Source organism: Actinacidiphila sp. bgisy167 (assembly GCF_057707665.1).
This window is the reverse complement of sequence record NZ_JBYIQP010000052.1, coordinates 1-24,712: the sequence shown is the minus strand read 5'-3', so window position 1 is coordinate 24,712 and position 24,712 is coordinate 1. Positions and strand designations below refer to the sequence as shown.

Annotated in this window: 20 protein-coding genes and 2 pseudogenes; 9 read left to right on the top strand and 13 right to left on the bottom strand. The window is 67.7% G+C overall.

The features are described from left to right. Positions 1 to 19 precede the first annotated feature (19 nt). From AC3ET4_RS19890 to AC3ET4_RS19880, 3 genes are all read right to left on the bottom strand, one after another. Positions 20 to 394, bottom strand: a complete 375-nt coding sequence (locus tag AC3ET4_RS19890) for a hypothetical protein (protein ID WP_431951203.1) — start codon at positions 392 to 394, stop codon at positions 20 to 22. Then, positions 394 to 2,859 (bottom strand): AAA family ATPase, encoded by a 2,466-nt coding sequence (locus tag AC3ET4_RS19885; protein ID WP_431951201.1) that lies wholly within the window; start codon positions 2,857 to 2,859, stop codon positions 394 to 396. The genes AC3ET4_RS19890 and AC3ET4_RS19885 overlap by 1 nt, the downstream gene beginning before the upstream one ends. Positions 2,860 to 3,222: 363 nt before the next feature. Next, positions 3,223 to 3,846 (bottom strand): hypothetical protein, encoded by a 624-nt coding sequence (locus tag AC3ET4_RS19880; protein ID WP_431951199.1) that lies wholly within the window; start codon positions 3,844 to 3,846, stop codon positions 3,223 to 3,225. A gap of 319 nt (positions 3,847 to 4,165) precedes the next feature. Between AC3ET4_RS19880 and AC3ET4_RS19875 the strand changes: the two genes are divergently transcribed. The 7 genes from AC3ET4_RS19875 to AC3ET4_RS19845 all read left to right on the top strand — a co-directional run bounded on the left by AC3ET4_RS19875 (position 4,166) and on the right by AC3ET4_RS19845 (position 16,570). Beyond that, the gene (locus tag AC3ET4_RS19875) at positions 4,166 to 6,316 is read left to right on the top strand and encodes a hypothetical protein (protein ID WP_431951197.1); all 2,151 of its coding nucleotides are present in this window, start codon (positions 4,166 to 4,168) and stop codon (positions 6,314 to 6,316) included. A gap of 17 nt (positions 6,317 to 6,333) precedes the next feature. Then, positions 6,334 to 7,956: a class I SAM-dependent DNA methyltransferase gene (locus AC3ET4_RS19870; protein WP_431951195.1), complete on the top strand. Its 1,623-nt coding sequence runs from the start codon at positions 6,334 to 6,336 to the stop codon at positions 7,954 to 7,956. After that, positions 7,949 to 9,028 carry a virulence RhuM family protein gene (locus AC3ET4_RS19865; protein WP_431951193.1) on the top strand — a complete coding sequence of 360 codons (1,080 nt, stop codon included), beginning with the start codon at positions 7,949 to 7,951 and terminating at the stop codon, positions 9,026 to 9,028. The genes AC3ET4_RS19870 and AC3ET4_RS19865 overlap by 8 nt, the downstream gene beginning before the upstream one ends. Positions 9,029 to 9,082: 54 nt before the next feature. Further along, positions 9,083 to 10,210, top strand: coding sequence for a restriction endonuclease subunit S (locus AC3ET4_RS19860; RefSeq protein ID WP_431951191.1), 1,128 nt, complete (start codon positions 9,083 to 9,085; stop codon positions 10,208 to 10,210). Further along, a complete protein-coding gene (locus AC3ET4_RS19855; protein WP_431951189.1) occupies positions 10,207 to 13,473 on the top strand; it encodes a type I restriction endonuclease subunit R in 3,267 nt (1,088 codons plus the stop codon). Before AC3ET4_RS19860 ends, AC3ET4_RS19855 begins: the two co-directional genes overlap by 4 nt. Before the next feature lie 192 nt (positions 13,474 to 13,665). After that, complete coding sequence (locus AC3ET4_RS19850) at positions 13,666 to 14,907, top strand: hypothetical protein (RefSeq protein WP_431951187.1); 1,242 nt, start codon at positions 13,666 to 13,668, stop codon at positions 14,905 to 14,907. 238 nt (positions 14,908 to 15,145) lie between these two features. After that, positions 15,146 to 16,570 (top strand): hypothetical protein, encoded by a 1,425-nt coding sequence (locus tag AC3ET4_RS19845; protein WP_431951185.1) that lies wholly within the window; start codon positions 15,146 to 15,148, stop codon positions 16,568 to 16,570. 368 nt (positions 16,571 to 16,938) lie between these two features. Here the strand turns inward: AC3ET4_RS19845 and AC3ET4_RS19840 are convergent. From AC3ET4_RS19840 to AC3ET4_RS19795, 10 genes and pseudogenes are all read right to left on the bottom strand, one after another. Then, positions 16,939 to 18,099 (bottom strand): annotated as a pseudogene (locus AC3ET4_RS19840) (tyrosine-type recombinase/integrase). Next, the gene (locus AC3ET4_RS19835; RefSeq protein ID WP_431951183.1) at positions 18,099 to 18,311 is read right to left on the bottom strand and encodes an excisionase family DNA-binding protein; all 213 of its coding nucleotides are present in this window, start codon (positions 18,309 to 18,311) and stop codon (positions 18,099 to 18,101) included. Before AC3ET4_RS19835 ends, AC3ET4_RS19840 begins: the two are co-directional and overlap by 1 nt. Further along, on the bottom strand, positions 18,308 to 19,708 hold the full coding sequence (repSA, locus tag AC3ET4_RS19830; protein ID WP_431951181.1) for a replication initiator protein RepSA: 1,401 nt from the start codon (positions 19,706 to 19,708) through the stop codon (positions 18,308 to 18,310). Before repSA ends, AC3ET4_RS19835 begins: the two co-directional genes overlap by 4 nt. A 5-nt stretch (positions 19,709 to 19,713) precedes the next feature. Further along, positions 19,714 to 19,896 carry a hypothetical protein gene (locus AC3ET4_RS19825; RefSeq protein WP_431951179.1) on the bottom strand — a complete coding sequence of 61 codons (183 nt, stop codon included), beginning with the start codon at positions 19,894 to 19,896 and terminating at the stop codon, positions 19,714 to 19,716. Positions 19,897 to 19,991: 95 nt separating this feature from the next. Continuing rightward, positions 19,992 to 20,261, bottom strand: a complete 270-nt coding sequence (locus tag AC3ET4_RS19820) for a hypothetical protein (RefSeq protein WP_431951177.1) — start codon at positions 20,259 to 20,261, stop codon at positions 19,992 to 19,994. 23 nt (positions 20,262 to 20,284) lie between these two features. Continuing rightward, positions 20,285 to 20,472 (bottom strand): annotated as a pseudogene (locus AC3ET4_RS19815) (mobile element transfer protein). A gap of 2 nt (positions 20,473 to 20,474) precedes the next feature. Continuing rightward, positions 20,475 to 20,654 carry a hypothetical protein gene (locus AC3ET4_RS19810; protein ID WP_431951175.1) on the bottom strand — a complete coding sequence of 60 codons (180 nt, stop codon included), beginning with the start codon at positions 20,652 to 20,654 and terminating at the stop codon, positions 20,475 to 20,477. 16 nt (positions 20,655 to 20,670) lie between these two features. Further along, entirely contained in the window at positions 20,671 to 21,351 is a 681-nt protein-coding gene (locus AC3ET4_RS19805; RefSeq protein WP_431951173.1) for a DUF2637 domain-containing protein, read from the bottom strand. Between the two features lie 81 nt (positions 21,352 to 21,432). Further along, positions 21,433 to 22,815 (bottom strand): FtsK/SpoIIIE domain-containing protein, encoded by a 1,383-nt coding sequence (locus AC3ET4_RS19800; RefSeq protein WP_431951171.1) that lies wholly within the window; start codon positions 22,813 to 22,815, stop codon positions 21,433 to 21,435. A gap of 3 nt (positions 22,816 to 22,818) precedes the next feature. After that, positions 22,819 to 23,148: an SCO3933 family regulatory protein gene (locus AC3ET4_RS19795; RefSeq protein ID WP_431951169.1), complete on the bottom strand. Its 330-nt coding sequence runs from the start codon at positions 23,146 to 23,148 to the stop codon at positions 22,819 to 22,821. A 178-nt stretch (positions 23,149 to 23,326) separates the two neighbouring features. On the opposite strand from AC3ET4_RS19795, the gene AC3ET4_RS19790 reads away from it, so the two are divergent. Further along, the gene (locus AC3ET4_RS19790) at positions 23,327 to 24,085 is read left to right on the top strand and encodes a GntR family transcriptional regulator (RefSeq protein ID WP_431951167.1); all 759 of its coding nucleotides are present in this window, start codon (positions 23,327 to 23,329) and stop codon (positions 24,083 to 24,085) included. A gap of 100 nt (positions 24,086 to 24,185) precedes the next feature. Further along, on the top strand, positions 24,186 to 24,712 hold a 527-nt coding region (locus tag AC3ET4_RS19785), incomplete at its 3' end, for a DUF6083 domain-containing protein (protein WP_431951165.1).

Here is a 24,712-nt window from a genome sequence, read left to right as displayed (position 1 = left end):
ACGAGTTGGTGACAAGCCGTCAGGGAGTCAATTCCTCGGCCAGCTCGCCGACCTCCGCCCGCCAGGTGCGAACCTGGTCGCGAGTGGGGCCGATCTCGTACTGGTGGTAGTGGCATGCCAGACAGAGGTGGGACCAGAGGGCCTTGGCCCGGCGTGCGGTCTCCTCCGTGGTGCAGTAGCGCAGGCAGAGCATCTTGGCCCGCGTGCTCTTGGTGCGGGCGAGTCCCGCCATGGCCGAGTCGAGGGTGCGGTCAACGGCGATCTCCAGGGCGGTGCGCAGCGCGACGGCCGCGCCCCGGTGGCGGCCGGCAGGTGTTGCCCCGCTGCGCCCTTCGAGCAGCTGGTCGGCTGTGAGGAGGAGCTCTTCGACCGAAGTAGGGGCGGGAGCGGACATCACGCGGTCACCTCCGGCTTGCGCACCTTCGCCACGATGGCTTCGATCTCGTCCACGAACCGGTGAGGGTCGGTGATCCGCGCGCCGGCGGGGTGCGCCCCACGCTGGCACTGCTTGAGGAATCCCTCGGCGCGCGGTCCGCAGAGCACCGCGAGGGCCCGGAAAACGTCATCCTCGGTTTCCGTGGCGTGCCCGAGCAGCGCCACGGCCGCGACCTTCAAGAGCCTGTCCGAGTCGGTGATGGCTGCCTGCAGCTCCTGTTCCGAGCCGCCGGAGCGGTAGTGCCGGATCCAGGCGGCCTCGACGAAGGCGTTCTCCAACGCGATACGGCACAGGCTCGGCAGCACATGACTCTGTGCCGTCACGGGCAAGTCCTTGGTACTGGCGAGGGCACGTGCATCCTTGAGCGCCTGCTTGACCGGGTCGGTCACCGGCTTGACCTTCACCTTGGAGTGCTTGTCACGCTCCACCTCGAACACCGTGACCGGCAGCTCCTGGCTCGCGAACGCCCTCTGGAGCCTGGTGTCGTGGGTGAACACGACGACCTGCCGGTGCTCGCCCAGGTCGTGCAGGACCTGAGCGAGTCCGTGCACCTTCGCGGGGTCCATGGACTGGACGGGGTCGTCGATAACGACGAACCCGAACGGACTGTCCGCCGTGGTGGCGCGGGGCAGGAACAGCGACAGCGCGAGGGAGTGCTGCTCGCCCTGGCTCATGACGCTGAGCGCCGACGCCTCCTTGCCGTCTACGGAGACGTCCATGACGAGCTTGCGGACCACGGCCTTCTCACTGCCCTGCAGGTTCACGGACTTCAGGTCGATGCTGCTCTCCTGGCGGAGCCGTTCCCAGATCCTCTGTGACTGCTCGGCGAAGCCTTCCATACGCCGTTCCCGCAGCTCGGTGGAGAGCTTCTTGATCCAGCTACGGGCCTTCTTGATGTCGGCCAGACGCTCCTTGCTCCCTTCCGTGGCGCGCGCCGCCTTGGTCCAGCTCGCGAGGTCGGAGACGAGCCGGCGCCACCGCTCGTCGCGCTGCTCCAGTTCCTTCGCCGAGTACTCCTTCACCGAGGCGCACGCGTCGGCCAGGGTCGCGGCAGTCTCACCGGCCCGGCGGGCGAGCTCAGCCGGGTCACTGACGGTCCGGCAGGCGAGCCACGCGCTCCACGGGTCGGCGAGGGCGGCGGGAATCCGCTGGGGCTTCTCGATCAGGTTGTGCACCTCCCGTACCGCTGACCGAAGTTCTCGGCGAGCGTCCTCAGCGGCCTGCGCCTCGTCCCGCAGTACGGCGATCTGGGCGGTGGCACTCTCCGCCCAGGCGTCGTCGAGGACCCCTCCGGATCCGCACACCGGGCAGAACTCCTCGTCGGGGTGACGGGTGGCGTGGTCCAGCGCCTTGGTCAGGAGGTCGGCGCGCTGGAGGGCGTCCTCGGCGCCGGTGGCGCGGACGTCCTCGCTCTCGGCGAGCGCGAGGCGCAGCCGTTCGACCGCGGGATGGACCTGCGTCATGTCGGGTCCCCGCATGTCTACGGCAGCGCGCAGTTCGGCGATGAGGCCCTCATCGGTGGTCGGCAGGCCGGCCACCAGCCCGTCGAGCGTCTCGAAGTCGTACGTTGCCTCGTCGACGGCAAGCAGAGCCTGAACGGCGCGGTCGTCGTCCTCCAGGGCGTAGAGCGCCTGCTTGATCTCAGGCAGCTGGCTCTTCACGGCCTTGGCCGCGTCGCCCAGTTCCTTCTCCTCCTTCTGGAGGCGGTTGTCGGCGGCGCTCAAGTGGCCCAGGCCCAGGATCGAAGCGATCGCGTCGTACATCTGCGACGGCTTTCCGCTGAGCATGCGGTCGAGATCGGCGTACGACAGGAACGGCCGGTAGTCCGTCAGGGCCTGCAGCCAAGGGGCACGATCAGCGGGAACGCAGCCGTGGCCGGGCCGCCTGAACTCCCCCTCGGAGTCGGCGAAGCCCTCGGACTTCCAGGCGCGGGTCAGGGTGCTTCTGCCCGTGTCCCCCTCGACGGCGAGCTTGACCTCGATCACCGGCTTGGCGCCGTCATGCAGGTTGCGCCAGTTGCTGCTCCGCGTCGCGTCCTGTCCCTGCCAGCGCATGTTCGTGCCCGTGAACGCCGACTCCACACCTTCGGCGATGCTGGACTTGCCGGAACCGTTGCGGCCGACCACGAGCGTCACGCCAGGGCGAGGATTGAGTGTCAGCCAAGCCTTGGGCCCGATCCCGCGGAATCCGGTGACAGCGACCGAGTCGAGGTAGACACGGCGGACCGAAGGCGCCCCGGACGGCTCGGCGTCGCCCAGCGCCTCCTTGAGGAGCGTCTTCACGGATTCGCCGAGCTTTGCTTCAGCCAGGCGGGCCGCCACCGTCTCGGCGAGAGACAGAGCCTGGCCGTCGGCAACCGGCCGACCAGGACGGTGGTCGTGCTGGGCGTCCTGCTGGGGCTGTTCGTTTTCGGATTCGGTCATGAGGTGCCTCCCGGGATTCCGGCTGGGTGCGAACGGATGGGACACCGGCTCGGTCGGGGAGTTGATGGCTCCCGTGCCTGTTTCGCCGACACCACGGAAGGTAGAGCGAGTGAAGTGCCTTGACCTGCTCGCAAGTTGATAACCCTGGTTATCAACCATCAGAAGAGAAATGATTGCTTCTTTGCGTGACCCGCAGGATGGCGTCGGGCAGCGTGCGGTGCGCCGGCCCGGAGCAGCAGCGGATCATCGCTCGACGTAGGGGGCGGCGCCCACTTGAGCGTCGGCCCGAAGGCCCTTCCCACCCTGTCCCGGCGCCATGCAGTTCGTTAGGTGGCGCGGCACCGGGACGGGGCGGGCAGGGGGTCAGTAGTTCCCGTTGCCGAGGATGTCTCCGTCGGCGCCGTACACGGTGACCAGGCCGTTCTTGCTGGCCTTTCCCCGGCTGGACTGGAAGTCCGCGAACGCGGAGGCGAGGAGTTTGGCGCTGCCGGTGTCCGCGCTGGTCAGTCCACCGGTGTAGTTGGTGTAGATATCGGCCGAGTCCAGAATGTCGTTGTTCACGTCGGCACCCTGGATCTTCGTGACGTGTGCGGCGGCTTCGCGTGTCTTCGCGGACTCGTGCGCCTTCGCGTACGCCTTGAACGCGTCAACCGTGGACAGCCGGGGCGGGGCGGCTTTGCCGGGGTTCGCCGACGCAGAGGACGAGGTGGTCGCCGGGGCGCTGCCGGAGGAAGCGCTGCTGGAGGAAGCGCTGTCGGAGACCGAGCCACCGGAACCGGAGCCCGCCACAGCAGCGATGGCGCCGATGACGATCACGGCGGCCAGGACACCGCCGCACCCGAGGCATCCCAGTTTGGCCTTGGACCTCTTCTTCCCCGGATCCGCGAACTGCGGAGTGAACTGCGGAGGCACGGGCTGCTGCGGAAAGCCGGGCTGCTGCCCACCCCATCCGGGCTGCTGCGGCTGCTGAGGGTTGTTGGCGGTCATCGAGGTTCCCTCCCCTTGGGCCGCGGACACGGCATCCGCGGCACCGCCTGCTTCCGACGCGGCCCACATCGACGGGCTGGCCTCGGGACCGTCGCGTGGTACGCCGGTACGGCAAGCGGGTGCCAAAGGTGCCCGACGGCACCCTCACAGAGAGAAGCGGGAGGCGATAACCCCGGTTATCACACCGAGCGGATCCTGAGAGGCATCACAGCTGTACAGTTCTGCCACCCGTCCGGGAGCAGCCTGCTCCGGCCGGGTACGAGCAGCGGCTCGCCAGTGGAGGAAGGGGGACCGATCACCGATGAGCACAGAGCGGAGCGTGACTCGTCCCATCCTGCCCGGGGCACGTGCCTGGCGTATCACCTACGCCGAAATCGCGGCCCTCGCACAGGTGCGGCGGCCCGTCCCCACGACGTGGAGCCGCCGGCACCCGGACTTCCCCGCGCCGCTCACTGTTGAGGACGGCCGCGCGGTGTTCGACGCCCGGGATGTCGTGGAGTGGCTCACGGCAACGGGCCGGGGCAACGCTGAACCACGCCGTCTGCGGGCGGAGTTGGCCCTGCACACCCTGGCGGCCTGGCGGACACCCGAACTTCCCGCATCAACACTGGTGGGTGCCCTGACGGCGCTCATCTGCCTGCGTCAACAGCTCGACACCGAAGTCTCGGGGCACGGCTGGGACGAAGTTCTCGGCAAGGCCACCCGCCTCGACTCCGACGACACATTCCTGCTGTCCGAGCTTCGGACCGTACCCGATCCTGAGCGGAACGGGAGCGCGCTGGCCGCGCTGGCCGACGAGCTCACCGAGGCCGCCTACACCCCTGCCGAGGCGTTCGACTGGACGCTGGAAGCCCGCCGCAGACTCGGCTCCCACGACCTGGCCGCCGACGAACCCACACCCGCGGTGATCCGCGCCCTCGCGGCCCTGTCCGGCGTCGACGTCCTCGGCGAGGAATCCGTCGTCGCCACCCCGTATGCCCAGTCCGGTGATCTCCTCGCCGCCCTGCACACTGGAGCGCGGGAGGACTCCGGCCACACCTACCTCGCCACCGACCACGACGCCACCCGCGTACGACTCATCCGGCGCCGGATGCTGGTACGTGGAGTGAACGAGTTTCAGCTCGACGTCACGCACGGCGAGGACCTCACGGCCGACGACTGGGGATATCCGAATCTCCTCGTCTGCGCCCTACCGTACGAGGCCGGGGAGACCCGCAGCGCGCGATCCGTCCTGGAGCGGGTGCAAAGCCTCACCGACTACCTCGACTCCGGCTCGTCCGCCATCGTCCTCGGTCCCGCCGACGTCTTGGTCCGCCCGCTCCCCCGGCACGGTGACGCCGACCGCCTGCGCCGTTCCTTCCTCCGCAGCGGTTTACTCAAGGCCGCGATCAGCCTCCCCGAAGGCGCCTATCCCTACCGCCCCGGCTACCGCACGGCGGTCTGGGTGCTGGCCCGCACGCCGGATGCACAGCGCACAGGTCTCGTACACCTCTCCGACTTCTCGGCGCAGCCCCTCACCGAACCGGTCCTCGACACGCTCACCGAAGACATCGCCATCTGGCGCGCCTCCGGCTGGCGCAGGGATTCCCGGCACCAGCCCCGCCACGCGGTCATCGTTCCCGTGAAGGAACTCGACGACCGGCCCGGCGCCGCCTTCACCCCGCACCAGCGCCCACCCGAGGCCCGCTACACCCGAACCGTCCTCGAACGCCCGGCCCGCATCAGCGAACTGGAACAACGCCTGACGGACCTCCGTGAACATGCCCGCCACCAGGCAGACCTGCGGGCAGCCCTGCGCATCCAAGCCATACTGCGCCCGGAGGAACAGCCGGTACGGCACACCACGGTCCGCAGGCTCCTCGACGAGCGCCGCCTACGCCGCCGCCCCGGCCATCGGATCGCCCCCGAACACCTCACCATCCACGGCCACTACCCCGTGCTCGCCCCGGAGGAAATCCTCGGCACCACACGCTTCGGCGACCGTCGCATCGACCGCGGTGTACTGCTCACGGCGTACGAACACGCCCAGTTCACCGAGCCCGGCGACATCGTCGTCACCGCCAGCCCGCGCTTCGGCGTTCACGTCGATGCGGAGGGCATGTCCGTCGTCGCCGCGCCCGCCCGGATCCTGCGCGTCCGCCCCGACGCCGATCCTCCGGTCCTGCCCCGCGTACTGGCAGCGCTGCTGCATGCCGCATCCGCCGATCAAGGGCGCACCAGCGGCGCGGTCCGGGCCTCCCGCAGCATCGAGGACCTCGCCATACCCGACCTGAGCCGCGCCGATGCCGAGCGGTACGACGCCGTGCTCGCCGAGATCGAAACCCGCGCCGCACTCCTGCGCGAACAGACCGCCGCCCTCGACGACCTGGCCCGGATCACGGCCGCCGGCGTCGCCGACGGAACCCTCACCTTCCAACACCTTCCCGAAGCCGACACCAGCACCGAGATTGACGCCCGCACCGGCGCCTGAAGGAGACGCACCACCCCATGATTCCCGGCCAGAAGAAGCCCGCCGACCAGGCGGAGCTGTTCAGCGCCTCCAGCGCCAAGGAGATCCAGGCCATCCTCTGGAAGGCCGCGGACAAGCTCCGCGGCTCCATCGACGCCGCGCAGTACAAGGAGTTCGTCCTCGGCCTGATCTTCCTGAAGTACGTCTCCGACGCTTTCGAGGAGCGCCGCGCCGAGCTGGCGAAGGAGCTCACCGAGGACGGCATCGCCGAGGACCGCCTCGACGACTTCCTGGAGGACCGCGACGAATACACCGGCGCGCACGTCTTCTGGGTGCCGGAGACCGCCCGCTGGTCGTGGATCGCCGCGAACGGCAAGAGTCAGGGCGTCGGCAAGCTGCTGGACGACGCCATGGACGCGATCATGCGCGAGAACGCTGCGCTGACCGGCGTACTCCCGAAGATCTTCAACCGCGACAACGTCGACCAGAAGCGCCTCGGCGAACTCGTCGACCTGATCAGCGACGCCCGCTTCGGCGGCAGCGAGGACAAGCCCGCGCAGGACGTGCTGGGCGAGGTGTACGAGTACTTCCTCGGCAACTTCGCACGGGCGGAAGGCAAGCGGGGCGGTGAGTTCTACACGCCCGCTAGCGTCGTCCGGCTCATCGTGGAAGTCCTGGAACCGTACGAGGGACGCGTCTACGACCCGGCATGCGGCTCGGGCGGCATGTTCGTCCAAGCCGCCAAGTTCATCGAGGCCCACCGGGGCCGCGGCCACAAGGCCGACCTCTCGGTCTACGGCCAAGAGCTCAACGAACGCACCTGGCGCCTGGGCAAGATGAACCTCGCGATCCACGGCATCGACGGCAACCTCGCTCCGCGCTGGGGCGACACGTTCGCCGAGGACAAGCACCCGGACCTCAAGGCCGACTTCGTCATGGCAAACCCCCCGTTCAACATCAAGGACTGGGCGAGGGACGAGGGCGACCCGAGGTGGAAGTACGGGGTGCCGCCGAGGAACAACGCCAACTACGCCTGGCTCCAGCACATGATCTCCAAGCTGGGCGAGCGGGGCACGGCCGGCGTCGTCCTGGCTAATGGCTCCATGAGCTCCCAGTCGAGCGGTGAGGGCGAGATCCGGCAGGCACTGGTCGAGGCGGACCTGGTGGCGTGCATGGTCGCGATGCCGTCGCAGCTGTTCCGGACGACGCAGATCCCGGCCTGCTTGTGGTTCCTCGCCAAGGACAAGACCCCGCAGGGCGCCCGGCGGCTGGACGACCGGCGTGGCGAGATTTTGTTCATCGACGCCCGGAACATGGGCGAGATGGTCGACCGCACGGAGCGCGTGCTGACGGACGCTGACCTCGCGAGGATCGCGGGCACGTATCACGCATGGCGGGGCACCGCTTCGGCGCGTGAGGCTGGGGTGACGTATGCGAACGAGCCAGGGTTCTGCTTCTCTGCCGACCTGGCCACAGTCCGGGAGCACGGGTACGTGCTGACGCCGGGACGGTATGTCGGGGCCGTCGAGGCGGAGGAAGAGGACGCGGAGGCGGTGGCGACGCGGATCGCCTCGCTGACGGAAGAGCTGTACAGGTTGTTCGAGCGGTCGGCGGAGCTGGAGAAGACGGTGCGGAAGCAGTTGGGGAGGGTCGATGTCTGAGTACTCTTCCGGGAACGCCGGGGAACTGGTTCTTTACCGCACGGAGGACGGCCGCAGCCAGATCCAGATGCGTGCCGCCGGCGACACGGTGTGGCTGACGCAGGCCGAGATGGCCGAGCTGTTCGACACGGGCATCCCCAACATCAACAAGCGGATCGGTCAGATCCTGGAAGACGGAGAACTCACGGAGGCAACTATTTCCTCTACGGAAATGGTTCGCCAGGAGGGTTCGCGTCAGGTTCGGCGCGACGTACTCGTCTACAACCTCGACATGATCCTCGCAGTGGGGTACCGCGTGCGGTCCCCGCGCGGCATTCAGTTCCGCCAGTGGGCGACAACCACGCTGCGTGAGTATTTGGTCAAGGGGTTCGCTCTCAACGACGAGCGCCTGAAGAACCCCGGTTCCGAGGGCTTCGACTACTTCGACGAGCTACTGGAACGGATCCGCGAGATCCGTGCCTCGGAGAAGCGGTTCTACCAGAAGGTGCGGGACGTCTTCGCGGCGACCAGCGCGGACTACCGACCCGACAGCGAAACGGCCCGGACATTCTACGCCACGATCCAGAACAAGCTGCTCTACGCGGCGACGCGCCAGACCGCCGCAGAGCTGATCCTCGCCCGCTGCGACCCGGCACAGCCCAACATGGGCCTAACCTCCTGGAAGGGCAGCCGGGTCCGCAAGGTGGACGTCAGTGTCGCGAAGAACTACCTCACATCTGAGGAGATCGGCACGTTGAACCTGCTGACGACACAATTCCTCGACTTTGCGGAACTCCGCGCCCGACGGCGGCAGCAGATCACCATGGCGGAATGGGGCACCGCGACGGCCCGGTTCATCGAGATGAACGACCTGCCGGTCCTCCCCGGACCGGGCAGGGCCACCCACGCGGCAGCCGCCGCGGCGTCCGCCGAGCGCTACGAGGCATTCGACGTCCAGCGGCGCGCTCTGGAGGTGCTGCGGGCGGATGAGGAGGCAGAGCGGGAGATGCGAGAGCTGGCACAAGCGGAGGGCAAATGGGACGCGTTGAACGAGCTTTCGACGGCGGCGGAGGAACTGGAGGGGGAGCGGTGAGTAGGCAGTCAGCGGGGCTGAAGAAGGCGGTGCGGGAGCAGCTGGGGAGGATCGATGTCTGAATGGCGCGCAACTACTCTGGATCAGTTGGTCAGGTTGCAGCGAGGGCACGATCTCCCCACGGGACAACGCCGCTTGGGAAAGGTACCCGTAGTTGGAGCGGCAGGGCCAAGCGGTGTGCATGACACAGCCATAGCTAAAGCGCCGGGAGTCGTGGTCGGGCGCGCTGGCGCTTCGATGGGCCACGCCACATATTGCGATGTGGATTTCTGGCCTCTGAATACGTCTCTGTACGTCACCGACTTCATGGGCAATGATCCACGCTTCGCATATTATCTACTCGACCAGATCGATTTCTCTGGATATAACTCCGGCGCTGCCCAACCAATGCTCAATCGGAATTACATCACGCAGATTCCGATCCACCTGCCCCATCCAGGCGAGCAGCGTGCAATCGCGACTGTACTCGGGGCGCTGGATGACAAGATCGCCGTCAACGAGCGCATCGCGGCTACCTATGAGGAGCTGCTTCAGTGCAAGTACACACAACTTGGCCTGTCTGACGAACCAGATGACGCCATCGCGGTCCCTGTCACCGACCTCGTCTCCTTCAATCGCAAGCTCACCAAGCCCACCGCCGACGAACCCGTCTATGTCGACATGGCGGCGCTGCAGACCAACCGTGCCAGCATTCCCTCTTGGACCCACCGAGCACCCAAGTCCGGCCCCCGATTCACGAACGGTGACACACTCTTGGCACGTATCACGCCGTGCCTAGAGAACGGAAAAACCGGGTACGTCGATTTCATGCAAGAGGGTGAGATTGGCCTCGGATCCACTGAGTTTATTGTCATTCGATCCATTGCCGGAATGCCCTTGGAACTGAGTTATTTCCTGGCACGTGATAGTCGGTTCCGTGAGCACGCAATTCGCAACATGGTCGGAACGTCCGGACGTCAGCGCGTGAGCGCTGCTGATGCAGCGAATTACTTCGTGAATCAACCGGACAGCGATGCCGTAGTGGCCTTCGGCAAGGAAGCTGCGGTGGCGTTCGCCCACATGAAGTCGCTCCAGGGTGAGTCCCGGAACCTCACTGCCCTCCGCGACACCCTCCTCCCCCAGCTCATGTCCGGCCGACTCCGCGTCAAAGACGCCGAGAAGATTGTCGAGGACCACGTATGACGCACCCCGACGACGGCAACGAGCACCACCGCCCCTTCGAGTCCGACTGGGAGCAGCTCGCCCTCGACGAGCTTGCCGAGCTCGCCTGGCAGCACGGACCCGGCAACAAGTTCGCGCCCGGCTCCGGGCACCGCAAGTCGTGGGACGACCTGATCCTCTACCCCGACCTCCGCGAGGCCGTCGAGCGGCTGAACCCCGAGCTGCCCCCGGACGCCGTCCGCGACGCCGTCGCCGTCGCGGCGTCCCCAGCCTCTCAGGACACGTACGAAGAGAACCGCACCGCGCACGCGTACCTGACGGCCGGCATCCGCTCCGTCACCTACACCGACGCTTTCGGAGCCGAGCACAACCCCACAGTCCGCCTCGTCGACCTGGCGAACCCGGACGCGAACACGTACCGCGCCCTCAACCAGGTCACCGTCATCGACGGCGAGAAGAACCGCCGCTTCGACATCGTCCTCTACGTCAACGGCCTGCCTCTCGCAGTCCTGGAGCTGAAGCGCGCCGGGGACGAGGACGCCACCCTGCAGGACGCGCACTCCCAGGTGGCGCGCTACGTCGAGGAGTTTCCGACCGCCTTCCGCTACAACGCCGTCGTCTTACTGTCCGACGGCATCGCGGCGAAATACGGCACCCCCTTCACCCCGTACGAGCACTTCGCGCCGTGGAACACGGACGAGTTCGGGGCCAGGGTCGACCCGCTCGACGCCGACGGGATATGGGACTCGGGTCAGAACCTGGCGCTGCATGGCCTGTTCACGCAGCCCCGGTTCCTCTCCCTGCTCCAGTCGTTCATCAACTTCGTCCCGTCGAAGCGGATGAAGCGCATCGCGAAACCGCACCAGTACCACGCGGTGACCCGAGCCTCCGAAGCCGTGCGGGAGGCCGCCGCGAGCGACGGGAAGGCCGGCGTCGTCTGGCACACGCAGGGCTCCGGCAAGTCGGAGGAGATGGTCCTCACCACCACGATGGTGATGCGTAACCCGGCGCTGCTGAACCCGACTGTCGTCGTGATCACGGACCGCACCGACCTCGACGATCAGCTCTACTCGACGTTCCAGGAGAGCGAGATCCTCCCGGAGGCGCCGAAGCAGATCCTCACCCGCGCCGAACTACGCGAAGAGCTTGCCGCCAAGCGCGTCGGGGGCATCCTCTTCACCACCCTCCAGAAGTTCGGTAAGACCAAGGAGGAGAAGGAGTCCGGCGCCGACCATCCGCTGCTCTCGGACCGCCGCAACATCGTGGTCGTCGTGGACGAGGCGCACCGCAGCCACTACGACTCCCTCGACGGCTACGCCCGCCACCTGCGCGACGCACTGCCGCACGCCACGCTCCTCGCCTTCACCGGCACCCCGATCTCCGAGGCGGACCGCAACACCCGCGAGGTCTTCGGCGACTACATCGACGTGTACGACCTCAAGCGGGCGGCTGACGACGGCGCGACCGTGAAGGTCTACCACGAAGGCCGGACCATCCAACTCGTCCTGGACGACGATGTCGACCCGACGAAGATCGACGAAGAGGCCGACCGCATCACCGACGGCCTCGACGACACCGAGCGCCGCCGCGTCGAGCAGGCCGTCACCACCATGAACGCGATGTATGGTGCGCCCGCCCGCATACGGGACCTCGCCCAAGACCTGGTGGAGCATTGGGAGGCACGGCGCGAACGGATGAAGCGCTTCGTCGGCGTCTCCGAGTCGGGCGGCTCGGCCGGCAAGGCGATGATCGTCTGCGCGACCCGCGAGATCTGCGTCAGTGTCTACAACGCGCTTCGAGAGCTGCGGCCCGAGTGGCACAGCGAAGAGGTCGACAAGGGCGCCATGAAGATCGTCTTCTCGACTAACTCCCGCAAGGACGAGCCGCACCTGCTCGCCCACGTACTGAGCGACAGCAGGCGCAAGGCGGTGATCAACCGCGCCAAGGACCCCGACGACGCGCTGGAACTGCTCATCGTCAACAACATGCTCCTCACCGGCTTTGACGCCCCGCCGATCCACACGATGTACCTGGACCGGCCGCTCAAGGGCGCCAACCTGATGCAAGCCCTGGCCCGCGTCAACCGCCGCTTCCGCGAAAAAGAGGACGGCCTCCTCGTCGGCTACGCGCCCCTCACCGAGAACCTCCAGCGAGCGATCGCCGAGTACACCGACGCCGACCAGCAGGACCGCACTCTCGGCCAGGACCTCGACCGGGCACTGGACCACCTGCGCAACGAGTACGACATCCTCACCGACATGCTGCGCCCCGTCGACTGGCAGTCGAGGCTTGCTCAGCCGACCAAGACGGCGTTCATCGACGCGGCGAGGAAGACAGCCAGCTACCTCCGTGACCCGCAGACAGCGGGCAACGACCCGGAGAAGCTCGACGACCCGCGCCAGACGCTCGGCCGCCGCTTCCGCGACCACGCCAACCGCCTGGAGCGCTTCTACGCGCTGTCCGCGAGCTCCCAGACCATCCACGAAAGGTTCCCCGACCATCCTGCCTGGCGACGGGACATCCAGTTCTTCATCGAGGCTCGCGCCTATATGGCGAAGCTCGACGCAATGGACCGCGAAGCCCGTGGGCTGCCCGTGGGCCAGAGCCGCGAGATCGAGCTGTATCTGGCGCAGCTGACGTCGTCCATCGTCGAGACCGACGGCGTGACGGACCTGTTCGCCGAGGCCGGCCTGGAGACAGCCGAGCTCACGCACCTCAACGACGCCCTCGTCGCCCAGTTGCAGAACAGCGAGACACCGCACCTGGCGGCGGAGGCACTGCGTCGGCTCATCGAGAAGAAGATGCGGGAGGTGACGCGGCATAACGTCGTTCGGCGTACCACGTTCTCCGAGCGGCTGCAGGACCTCATGGTGCGGTACATGCGGCAGCAGTACACGAGCGCCGAGCTCATCGCCAAGCTCGTCGAGATGGCCAAGGAGGTCGTGGAAGACGCCCGCCGCGGCGAGAAGTTCGAGCCACCTCTGGACTGGCGCGAGCTCGCCTTCTACGACGCGGTGGCCGACCACGGCACGGCACGCTCGCTGATGGGCGACGAGGTGCTGGCAGGCATCGCACGCGAACTGGTCGCCGAGGTCCGCAGCAAGCTCAAACCCGACTGGATCGCCCGGGAACCGGTCCGCGCCCGCCTCCGCAGCGCCATCAAACGACTCCTCGCCCGCCGGGGCTACCCGCCAGACCAGGAAGTCGAGGCCATCAACCTGGTCCTGAAGCAGATGGAGCACTTCGCCAACGAGTGGTCCCAGGACGGCACCACCGGGGAATGAGTACTGGCCCGCTCGGCGCTGTCACGTGGCATTGCCCGGCCTCGGAGCAGCGCCGTCGCGGGCCGACCCAGTAGGACTCGCACTCCATCGAGCGTCGATCTTCAGACATCGAACTGCCCAAGCACCGGCGCCACCATCTGCGTCCCGCCCCGACCAACCTCACGTTGATTGCGACACATAAAGGAGCCGATCATGGACGACGAGGTTCAGCTGATCAGTGACGGCGATGGCCTCACCGTAATGGGAAACCAGTCGGCGGTCGATCGCTTCCTCGCGACGGAGCGACTGCCCTCGAAGGACCTCGGACTGCGACGGCTCGGACCCGCGCTCGGCAACGCGGCTGAAGTCGCACAGGCAGGTTCCGGAATGGCCGCCAACTCCGCTCGCTGGGTGAAGCTGACCAAGGAGTCCGCGCAGCGCGTCAGCCAGTACGGGCTGAGGGAGAGCTCCAAGTCGGGTCTCAGCACAGGTGTGTTGAAGGGCAACAAAGGGCAGATCAAGGGATTCGTCGAATTCGCGAGGACCCCCGGATCCATCCTGACCAACCCGGCACTACTCGCCGGCGCCGCGGGAATCATGGCACAGCTCGCGATGCAGCAGACGATGGACGAAATCGCCGACTATCTCGCGAGGATCGACGAGAAGGTCGACGACGTGCTCAGGGCTCAGACGGATGCCGTGGTGGCGGACATGATCGGAGTGGATCTCGTGATCGAGGAGGCCATGTCCATCCGAGAGCAGGTGGGCCGCGTCTCCGAGATCACCTGGTCCAAGGTGCAGACCACATCGATGACGATCACGCGTACCCAGGCTTACGCGTTACGCCGCCTTGACGCCATTGCGGAGAAGATAGAGCGCAAGGCCAAGGTCGGTGATCTCGCCAAGGCGTCCAAGGAAGCCGAGTCCACGACCCAGGAGTGGCTCGCCGTTCTGGCTCGCTGCTTCCAACTGCAGGACGCGATCGCCGTACTCGAACTCGAACGGGTGCTGGACGCCGCTCCGGACGAGCTCGACAGGCATCGCCTTGGACTTCGGGTTGCCCGAAAGAGGCGGTTGGAACTCATCTCACGGAGTACCGAGCGTCTGCTGGCCCGCTTGAGCGCGGCTGCTGGCACGGCCAACGCGAAGGTGCTACTGCACCCGACCGCGTCCAGGGATGTGGTGGCATCGAGCAACCACGTCGAGAGCAGCGTCGTCGACTTCCACGGGCGGCTCGGTATCGAGCGCGGGCGACAGTCATGGGAGGCGAGACGATGGGTGGACGCGGCCGAGGAAGTGAAGGATAAAGTACTCGAAAAGGGTGCCGAAAGGGTTGATGCTGCCCGGCGCCTCGGCAGCGGAACTCTCGGCCGGGCCAAATCGGCAACGGACAAACTCTCCAGCGGGATCGCCGAGCGAGCGCTCCGGCGGCGCGGGGACGACGAGGAGCGCTGAAGAAGCGGCGGCAAGTTGCGTGGCCTCTCTTGGACGAGACCTCGGGCGTGCCTCGTCAGGGTTCAGTCGAACCTCTCCCGCCCGTTGCCTCAGCGGCCTCCTCCGATCCCCATGCACACCCGGAGCAACCCCAGTACCGGAATGCTCGTCTGCGCCCCGGATGCGCCCTACGGACCCGGCCTGTTCGTCACATACCTTCAGCCCTGTCTGCCATTTCGTGTCAGTCAGGGGGAACCGGTTGAAGTCGGCCGAGCAGGTTCTGAGCGATCTGGTCCAACCATCCAACATCTCAATCGATTCGGGCGTCCCACTGGTGGGCCGCGTAGATGCCGCCGCCAAAGCCGACGACGAGACGCGAGAGCAGAAGAAGGAACAAGAAGGCAAGAATCAGAAGAAGGGCGAGACGGAGAAGCTCCGTCGCAAACCCGTCCTCGCGTCGATCCCGGAGAGCGATCTGGCACGCCAGGTCCATTTGACACCCTGGGAGCTGCTGCATGTCCTCGGTAGCTCCATGGCCCTTTCCCGCAAGGGCGCCGGACGCGGCCTCGCCGAGCACTGGGGTTGCCTGAAGTACAACCAAGCCCTGACCGGCAAGGTCGGTTCGTTCCTGGCCCTATCCACCGAGGGCAAGGAGACGGCGGAGTACTACAAAGCCCTCCAGTCGAACGAGCTCGGCATCGGCTTCGGTCTCATACTCGCCGAGCGGTTTCTCCGACGTCGCTACCCGGAGCACTCCGTCTCCATCATTCCCGCGGACACCGCTCTGCGCGCGGGCTGGGCACTCACCAGCAGAGACAAGGGCCACCGTTCTGGCTATCGCTACCGCCCGCAATTCTTCGCCGAAGTATGGAAGCCCGGGGAAACGTCCCGGGTGATACCGATCGCCTGCAAAGGCAACCACAGCAACGCCAGTACCTCACATGAGCAGTTGGCATCAGCATCCGCTCACGTGGAAGCCGTGCACATCGGCGCGTGGAACGAGACCCCCGCTCTGATCTTCAGCACCGAGATCCCCGTCGACGGACCGCTCACGGTCCATACTCTGGAGGCACCCGGGACCGGGGGTTGGCTCCGGAACACGACGGCCGCTCCCGGCACCGGCCTCAACCAACAGGTTCAGGAACAGAACATCTTCCCGGGTATCCAGCCTCCGGCCGAAGGCGCCAAGACCTCGGAGCTTGAACTGGGCTACCACGTCCAACAGGGGCACTACCGGTGGTTCCAGCAAGTGGTCGCCCGCACTGCCGCCGCCGGACTCAGCGCCTTCGCCGGCGACGGCAACACCACCGCTGAGTACCTCACCAAACGACAGGGGAATGAGCGCTTCAGCGGGTTCGCGGATGCGGCGGTCGGCAGCGTGCACGACGCTCACCACGAGCTCATGGGTGGACCGTTCGTCGGCACCGACCATGTCTTCCGGCTGAACAGAACCCGTGTCGAGGCGTTCTCGGGAGTAGCGGAAGATCTTTTCGCACACCTGGTGAAGGGCGACGTCGAGCAGTACCGAGCCGACGTGCACAACCGGAGGTCAGATCTGGCCCGCGTCGACTGGGACAATTCCTGGGGCGGCCCCGTGTCGATCCGCCGGGACGGCTCGGTGCTGGCGATCCGACTGCTCGCTGCGGGTAGCAAGTGCCCCTCGCCCACGTGCCCCATGCGGTAGGAGGGTGCACCAGAGGGTTGCAGTTCGGGTTGTCAACCCCCGGGGTTCGTGGACGGTCGCCGTCAAGCGCTCTGGTTGTGGACGGAAGTCCCCCGTCGTACCGGCTCGCGCCACCCGCTGTCCCCGCTATCGCCCTCTGACGGCCAGCCCCATGCCAGCCCTTCAGGGCGGTACACCAGGGGCAGAAGCGGTCAATCCAGACCGGCTCCTGTACAACTCATGGACCCAAGTAATCCCTGGTCAGAGAGCTGCGACACTCCGGAGCGCCGTTGATTCCCAAGCTCAGAGCGCGGGTTCGATTCCCGTCACCCGCTCCAGCAGAAAGCCCCAGGCGAGCCGCCCGGGGCTTCTTTGTTGTCTAGACCGGATCAAGCGTCTCGTGCCAGATCCGTGCCAGATGCCATGTCATCTGCCGCCGCACGCCGCTCGCGGACCAGGCGATCCAGGCCGGCCGCGACCTCCCTCTACCGCTCCAGATCCGAATGCTGATAGATCAGCGCGGCCCGCTCCGTCGACTGGCCCGCACGCACCATCGTGTCCTTGAGCGTCGCGCCGGAGCGTGTCGTCAGGGTGTGCCCGGTGTGACGAAGATCGTAGAAACGAAAGCTCTCCGGCAGCCCGACAGTCGTACGGGCCTTCCGCCACTTTCGCCCGAACGTGGACCGGCGGAACGGCTTGCCCTTCTCCCCTACGAACAGCAGCCCGTCGGCGCCCTTCTCGGCGTACCAGTCGAGATGCCGCCGCAGCTCGATACGCACGAAGGCCGGCAGGACCACAAGCCGCCTGCCCGCTTCGGACTTGGTGGGTCCCGCGGCACGCTTGCCGGTCGTCAGCTCGGGAGCGGCCTGCCGGACCCGGACCGTCAGGGTGTCGAGGTCGACGTCCCGGCGGCGGAGCTCCGCCTGCTCCTCCGGGCGGAGCGGTCCGTAGGCGGCGAGGTAGACCGTCAACCGCCAGCGCGGGCCGAGTGCCTGAGCGAGCGCGTCGACCTGGTCGACGGTGGCGACGGGCCGTTCAGCCGCGGACTCCTTGCCGGCGCCCCGAATACGGCAGGGGTTCCGCCGGATCAGTTCGTCCTCTACAGCGGTCTCCATCACGGCCTTGAGCAGCCGGTAGCTCTTGGCGATCGTGGTTTCCGCCCCCGTGACGTCGAGCCGTTCGGACCGCCAGCTCCGGACGCGCGGGGCGGTGATCTCATCGAGGTCCAGGTCCCCGAGGGTGGGCAGGATGTGCAGGCGGAGCAGACGCCGGTACAGCTCATCGGTGGTCGGAGAGAGGCGACGCTCCTTCACCCAGCGGAACGCGTACTCCCCGAAGTTGACCGCCCCCGTGTCCGGGTCTCGCCAGTCGCCACGGCGGATCTCAGTCTGCTTCTCCGCGAGCCAGTCGTCCGCTTCCCGCGTCGTCTCGAAGGTGTCAGGGGCAGGCCGCATGACGCCGTCCGGGCCCGGATAGCGCGCCTGATAGCGACCCGACGGCAGCTTTCGAACCGCGCCGAAGCTACGGCGCCTTCCCTTCCTGTTGGCCATCAGGCGGCCCTCCCCTGACGAGCGCGAACCCGGCGAAGGGGCTGCACAGTGTTGCTCTCGATGTAGGCCGCCAGGGCACCCGCCGGAATGCGCACGTGGCGGCCCACTTTCACGAAGGCAATGCGGCGTTCGGCGATCAGCCGACGAGGGAAGCGGGCGGTCGTACCGAGGCGTTCGGCGGCTTGCTCAACGGTCAGCAGAACGTCGCTCACAACAGGTCTCCTTCCGTGGCGCGGAGGTCTTGCAGGGCTTCGCGGGCGGTTTCGCGGTTGGTCTGGATGTCGCGATGGATGGTGGCGGCGAGGACGGATTCGCCGGGGGTGTGGCCGTGGCCGGCGTAGGCCCAGTGGGCGAGGACGAGGGTGGTGGCCTCTGGGGAGTCGTCGGGGTCGGGTAGGCCGAGGGCGTGGCGTTGTTGGGTGGCGCGGTAGTCGGCGCGGACCCGGCGTAGGGCGCCGAGGGTGGTGCTGTAGCGGCGGGATTTGGTGGAGAAGTGGCCGCGGAAGCCGAGCATGTGGGCCCAGTCGAGGAGCTTGCGGTCGGGGTAAAGCTTGTGGAGGTCGAAGCAGGCTTCGATGAGCCGGCGCGGGTGCGGGGGGACGCTGAGGAGTTCGAGGGCTTCGCGGTTGCCGACGCGGCGGTCGACGGTGCCGGTCGTTTCGGCGGCTTTGGTGGCGTACTTGGCCACGTAGGAGGCGACGGCCTGTTCGGTCAGTTCCCCGTCCGTAGTGGCGTCGGCGGACCGGATGGGCTGGACGTCGAGCTGAGTGCCCCAACCCAGCGTGCGGGCCGGGTAGTCGCCGGCATCCGGGACAGCCACGGCCACACGGTGGGCGGCGGCACCAATGGCGTCGGTGAGCAGGTCGAGGGTCGCCCACGGTGGGGGCGGGGAGTCGGGTCCGTCCGGGCCGTCGAAGCGGACGACGGCGTGGAAGTGGACGGCGCCGCGGCGTTGGTATTCGGCGACCTTGCCGAAGGAGACGCGGCACTGTCCGCGGGCGGCTTTCTGGGTGAGGCCGGCGCGGGCGGCGATCTCGCGGCGGAGGTAGATGGTGAAGTAGCGCCACAGGTCGGAGGCGTGGTTGTTCCACAGCACCGCACCCGCGTAGTCGTACGACTCGGGATCGAGCGGCGTGCCCAACGCCTGGTCGTCCTCGAGGTGGCGGACGCCGCAGCGGCAGGCCGCGGTGCCGGGGCGGTTGTGGACGGAGCCGAAGGACGGGGCGGTGAGGGTGGCGAACACCTTCGGGTGCACCCGAACCGACTCGGGGGTGCCCTTGGCCGGGTCGCCGACGAGGCCGGCGCGGATGAGGTGGTAGGTGTCGCCGGCGTAGGTCCAGGCGCAGGCTGGGCACCGTGAAGCTCGGCGGTTGCCGCAGGCGACGCGGAGCCGTCCGCCGGGTTCGGTGTCGGTGGAGTAGGTGTGGAGGACGGTGCCGGTGGCCCGGTCGAGGGTCTTGGTGTAGCCGGTCAGGTGGATGGGGTCGGCGCAGCCGCCGGTGCGGCGGATCTGGTCTTGCCAGCGGTCGAAGCCGTCCGACCCGGCCACCCGCAGCAGATCGCGCAGGGTGGCCGGGTCCAGGCCCGCCGCGGCGGCGGTGTGGATCAAGTCGCTCACCTCCCGGTCCGGGCCAGGAGGCCTGCGGGGGTGGTGTGGCCGGTGCCGTGGCAGGCGGGGCAGGCGACGCGGAGGGTGGCGCGGGTGCCGTCCGGGAGGCGGGTGCCGGTGGTGATGGCGACGATGGGGAAGCCGTCACAGTCGCGGCAGACCGGCCGGTTCGAGGCGTGCTGGGGCATGATGTGGCAGTCCTTTCGGGTCCGTTGGGTCTGGAAGGGAGCAGGGCGTCCGGGGCGGTCGATGCTTGGTGGCTGAGTGCCGCCCCGGGGGCCCGTTAGCGCTTGCGTGCGAGGCGGAGCGTGACGCTTGCCCCGCCCACGGTGGGGATGGCCGCGGCTGCTGCGGCGGCGATCGTCTGGAAGGCGAGGGCCAGGACCACGATCACCAGGGCGGTGCCGGCACTGGCCGCGAGGGTGAGCAGGATCTTCCCGGCGTAGGAGGGTGGCGCGGCCTGTATGACCACGGCCTGTCCGGGGTGGACGCCGGGCGGGATCAGCTCGGAGGGGCGGTGGTTGGCCCTCAGTTGCGCGTCGGGGTGGCGCACGATGAGTCGTCTCCTTTCGCCGGTTAGGGCTGGCAGCGGTGGGTGCGGGCGGCGAGTTCGGCGCCGGAGCGGTCGCGGTAGTCGGTGGAGAAGCCGCAGCCGGGGCGGTGCAGGCGGCGGTGTGGCGGGTGTGTCCGCGGCCGTCGTGGTAGGTGCCGACTTTGACGGGGCCGATGCGGATCACGTTGAAGAAGCGGTTCGGGCGCGGCATGGTCAGTCCTCCCGCCGGGTGAAGTCGTCGGCGTGGTCGGTGAGCCATTGCCGGATCTCGGGGTGTTCGTCGTCGGTGGCCTGGTTGATCGCGGCTTCGCCCATGCGCATGCCGTCGACGAGGCGGTTGTTCCGGGTGAGTTCGGCGGAGCGTTCCAGGGCGGCGCGGATGTGCGGTCGCATTGCGGTGTCCTCCTTCTCAGGTGAGTTGGGTGGCGAGGACGTCGGCCAGGGCCGGCGGGACGCCGAGGCGGGTGCGTAGGGTCGCGGCGTCGATCGGCGTGCCGGTGGTGGCGTGGTGGGTGTCGGCGACCTTCCGGGCGTGTGCCAAGAGCGCAGGCGGCACGGACGGCGACGACACCGGAGCCGATACAGGAGCGGGCGCAGCAGACGGGGGAAGTTCGGGCGCGTGCTCGGGGGCGCGTTCGACCGTGACGTGCTCGGACGGCTCGGAAACCGGGGCCGCTTGGGGTACCGGAATCGGCTCAACATCCGGTTCGGGTGCCGCGGTGGGGGTGTGGGCGAGGAGGGTGCCGCCGAGGAAGGCCAGGGCGGGCCATCCGGCGACGAGGATGCGCAGCCAGGTTGGGACGGCGTTCATGTCGAGGAGTCCGGCGGTGGCGACGTTGGCGCCCAGGGACGCGGCCAGGGCGATCACGAACCAGGTCCAAGCGGCGCGGGCCGGGAGGTCGGCGGCTCGTAGGGTGCGCATGCGGCGCCAGGCGGCGACCAGCAGCAGGTCGACGGAGATGGGGTAGGCCCAGGCTTTCCAGTCGTGCTGGCCGGCGGCTTCGGCGATGTCGTGCAGGTGGGCGAAGGACAGCGCACCGGCGATCACAGCCTGGATGAGCACCGGGTCGAACCTGTTGGAGCGGGCCACGGGGATCACCTCCTTCAGGGATGGGCGGAGTAGGGACCTGACGCGAAGCGGTCGCGCCGACCGTGGGGCGGGGGTGCGGGGTTACTCGGTGACCGGTCGGGGCCGGGTCAGCGGAGCCGTGTCCTTGGACGGTTCGTCGGCGACCGGCACCAGCGGCCGGAACGGGGCCAGGGCGGGAAGGTCGGGAACCAGGTCGGCGTGCGCGCGGCAGACCGCGGCGGTGTCGGTGATCGAGGTGAGCGGGGTGCGGATGTGGGTCCAGCCACCGGAGGCATCACCCGCGACCGCGACCCCGGGGCGGTCGGCGGCGATGGCGGTTGCGGCGTGCATGGCTTCGGGTGAGATGTCCCCGAGGCCCATTTCGGCGGTCTGCTTGTCGTTGACCCGGTGGACCACACGGCCGGTGAGCTGGGCCCGGAGCATGGTGGCGCCCTTGCCGAGTTCGGCCCCGAAGCGCTGGCCGCAGATCTCCAGGTAGATGCCGACCGCGCGGGCCATCTGCGCGAGCCGGATCAACTGGGTCACCATCCGGTCCCGGCGTTCCTCGTCCTTCTTCGTCGCCGTCAAGAACAGCTCAGCGACCTCGTCCACGAGGACGACGATCGGGACCGGCCGCACCTTCTTCGGCAGTCCCCAGATGTCGGACGTGATCTCCTCATCCGGTGTGGACAACGCGGTGCCCTGGTACTCCTTGAGCAGGTCGAAGCGGGCCTCCATCTCCCCCACCAAGGCGTCCAGCAGGCCGGCGGCTTGGTCCGGGTCGGTGGCCAGGGCCGACAGGCGCGGCGCATACGGGGTCTGTTCCACCCCGCGCTTGCAGTCGATCCCCACCAGCGCCACCGGCAGTTTGGCGAGTTGCTTGATCAGGTTGCGCTGATACATCGACTTGCCCGACTGATTCGCCCCCAAGGTGAGGGCGTGCGGGATCTCCCTGTAGTCGCGGACGAACGCGGTCCCGTCCTCCCGCAGCGCCACGGGCACCACCATCGGGCCGGACGGCAGGCGGCGCGGCATCCGCACGGTGCGCAGGACGTCGTAGCCGGTCATGCGCAGCTCCACCACGCCGGGCTTGATCTCCGCCACGTGCACGGCGTGGACACCCCAGGCGTGCCTGAGCCTGTTGGAGGCCGCGGCGACGTCATCGGGTTCCAGGCCGGCGGGGAGCCGGAGGCGGACGCGTAAGCCGGTGGCGGACCCCGCGACCCGGCGGATCTTCGGCGGGACCGGCTGGACCTCACGGCGCGCGACGTTGCGGACCATGAACGCCCGCAGCCGGGACGGGGCCACCGTCAGGCCGCACACGTCCATCGTGGAGGCATAGGTGAAGTGGAACCGGCCCATCGTGACCGGCAGACCCACCAGCGACCAGTACACGCCCGGCGCCTTCACCTTCGCGTAGCCCAGGCCACCAGCAGCACCCGCCAGGGGGGTGCCGATCTCGATCAGCGTCGCCAGATCCACCATGGCTCAGGCCACCGCCGTGACAGCCACTGCGCGGAACGAGATCCCGTGCCGGGTCTGGCCGTTGAACGTGTTCTCCCAGTCACGGGCCCGCAGCCCGATCACCGACACCAACGTGCCCGGCGTCAGCGTCTCGTCCACCCCGGTCGCCGGCACGGCCACCTGGTACAGGTTGCCCTCACCCTCGTCCGAGATCAGCAGACCGATGGTCATCATCTGCGCGCCGGTCTCCCGGTCGATCGCCACCTCACCGGTCTGCTTGTTCACCAGCTTCGGGGTAGGCGCGGTCGCAACGAACGTCACCGCGGTCGAAACGTCGATCTTGAAGGACGGCATGAAGCGTCTCCCTGCTCGTGAGGCTGCTCCGGACGAGCAACCTGTCTAGAGATGTCTCCAGTGAAGCCAACATCTCTATACACGTCAACCTCTCTATACATGTTGGCTGGATTCATCTCGCAGGGGGCGCCTGACCGCCTAGCCGCTAAGCTGTCTAGAGAGGAAGGAGGGATCGCTCATGACCACCGAGGGCACCGACCGCCGCCCCAAGTACCAGCGGATCGCCGACACGCTGAAGGACGCCATCCGGGCAGGTGAGTACGGCCCTGGTGACCGCCTGCCAGGCGAAAACGAGCTCATGACCGTCCACGGCGTAGCCCGCATGACGGCACGGCAGGCCCTGAGCGTCCTGCAGAACGAAGGCATCGCCGAGTCCCGGAAGGGAGCAGGCGTCTTCGTACGCGACTTTCGGCCACTGCGACGCCGCGGCATTCAGCGACTGGCGCAAGAGCAGTGGGGATCAGGCCGCTCGATCTGGTCGGCCGACATCGCGGACCGCAACTTGGTGGTGGATCAGGTCTCCGTGACCGAGGCACCCGCCCCTGAACACATCGCCGGCGTGCTCGACGTACCCGCCGGGGATGCGGTGTGCGTCCGCAGCCGCCGCTTCGTACTCGACGGGAAGCCTGTCCTCCTGTCGACCTCATACCTGCCGGCGAACCTCGTGGCTGGGTCAGCCATCACCCAAGAAGACACCGGCCCCGGGGGAACCTACGCCCGCCTTGCCGAACTCGGCTCCAAGCCCGTGCACTTCCGCGAGGAGATCCGCTCCCGGATGCCATCGCAAGACGAGGCAGCCCGACTCGGGCTGTCGATGGGCATGCCCGTCATCCTGATCTGCCGCACGGCTTTCGCCGACGGGGGTCGCCCGGTCGAGGTCAACGAGATGACCCTGGACTCTGCCGCCTACATCCTCGAATACGAGTTCGGCGCGTAGCTTCGGGCACGTCAGCCTCACGCGACTCGCTCAATGGGGGTCTATAAAGGCGGGTTCTCGCTCTACTGCGGGATGAGCAAGTTCGCTCACAATCCGACATATGGGGTCTACAGGCGTTGAGCGGCATGTCTGTGAGCAATGCGGAGACACGAGCCATCTGGCGCTAAGGCGGGGGCGTATTGACCTGATGGCTGTGCTCTGCGAGCCGTGCTGGAACCGCTACGCGAACGAGATCGCCGAAGCGGAGGGGGCTACAGCTCCACCTCTCGAAGAGCCGGACCAGGACGACACTCGGTGGATCGAACCGCCGACCTGTCGCGCATGCGGACTGCAAGTCCGGCGTACTCCTACGAACTACGATCGTTGGGTTGATCTCAGTACCGTCGACGTCAGAGCAAAGGACGTTCCGCGCCGTTACCGATGGCGCCTGCTGAGCGTCCACCCCAGGTCTTCAACCGTCATCACTGACGTCATCGCCGTCAAGGTCGGAGCCATCGAGCCGGCCCCAGACGAAGTGATCACGCCCGCTCACAGAGCTCTCTGCCCGAGCCCAGACGCCATGAGAGAAGTCGAGCGAGAGCTTGCCATCGACCAGTTGCCTCGCCAGCGTGAGCCTGAAGAAGACGA

Coding starts and splice junctions, on each gene's coding strand:
- AC3ET4_RS19885 (WP_431951201.1), bottom strand. CDS start 2,859: ATGACCGAATCCGAAAACGAACAGCCCCAGCAGGACGCCCAGCACGAC.
- AC3ET4_RS19825 (WP_431951179.1), bottom strand. CDS start 19,896: ATGCCCCAGCACGCCTCGAACCGGCCGGTCTGCCGCGACTGTGACGGC.
- AC3ET4_RS19795 (WP_431951169.1), bottom strand. CDS start 23,148: ATGCCGTCCTTCAAGATCGACGTTTCGACCGCGGTGACGTTCGTTGCG.
- AC3ET4_RS19855 (WP_431951189.1), top strand. CDS start 10,207: ATGACGCACCCCGACGACGGCAACGAGCACCACCGCCCCTTCGAGTCC.
- AC3ET4_RS19865 (WP_431951193.1), top strand. CDS start 7,949: ATGTCTGAGTACTCTTCCGGGAACGCCGGGGAACTGGTTCTTTACCGC.
- AC3ET4_RS19800 (WP_431951171.1), bottom strand. CDS start 22,815: ATGGTGGATCTGGCGACGCTGATCGAGATCGGCACCCCCCTGGCGGGT.
- AC3ET4_RS19850 (WP_431951187.1), top strand. CDS start 13,666: ATGGACGACGAGGTTCAGCTGATCAGTGACGGCGATGGCCTCACCGTA.
- AC3ET4_RS19870 (WP_431951195.1), top strand. CDS start 6,334: ATGATTCCCGGCCAGAAGAAGCCCGCCGACCAGGCGGAGCTGTTCAGC.
- AC3ET4_RS19810 (WP_431951175.1), bottom strand. CDS start 20,654: ATGCGACCGCACATCCGCGCCGCCCTGGAACGCTCCGCCGAACTCACC.
- AC3ET4_RS19880 (WP_431951199.1), bottom strand. CDS start 3,846: ATGACCGCCAACAACCCTCAGCAGCCGCAGCAGCCCGGATGGGGTGGG.
- AC3ET4_RS19890 (WP_431951203.1), bottom strand. CDS start 394: ATGTCCGCTCCCGCCCCTACTTCGGTCGAAGAGCTCCTCCTCACAGCC.
- AC3ET4_RS19790 (WP_431951167.1), top strand. CDS start 23,327: ATGACCACCGAGGGCACCGACCGCCGCCCCAAGTACCAGCGGATCGCC.
- AC3ET4_RS19860 (WP_431951191.1), top strand. CDS start 9,083: ATGTCTGAATGGCGCGCAACTACTCTGGATCAGTTGGTCAGGTTGCAG.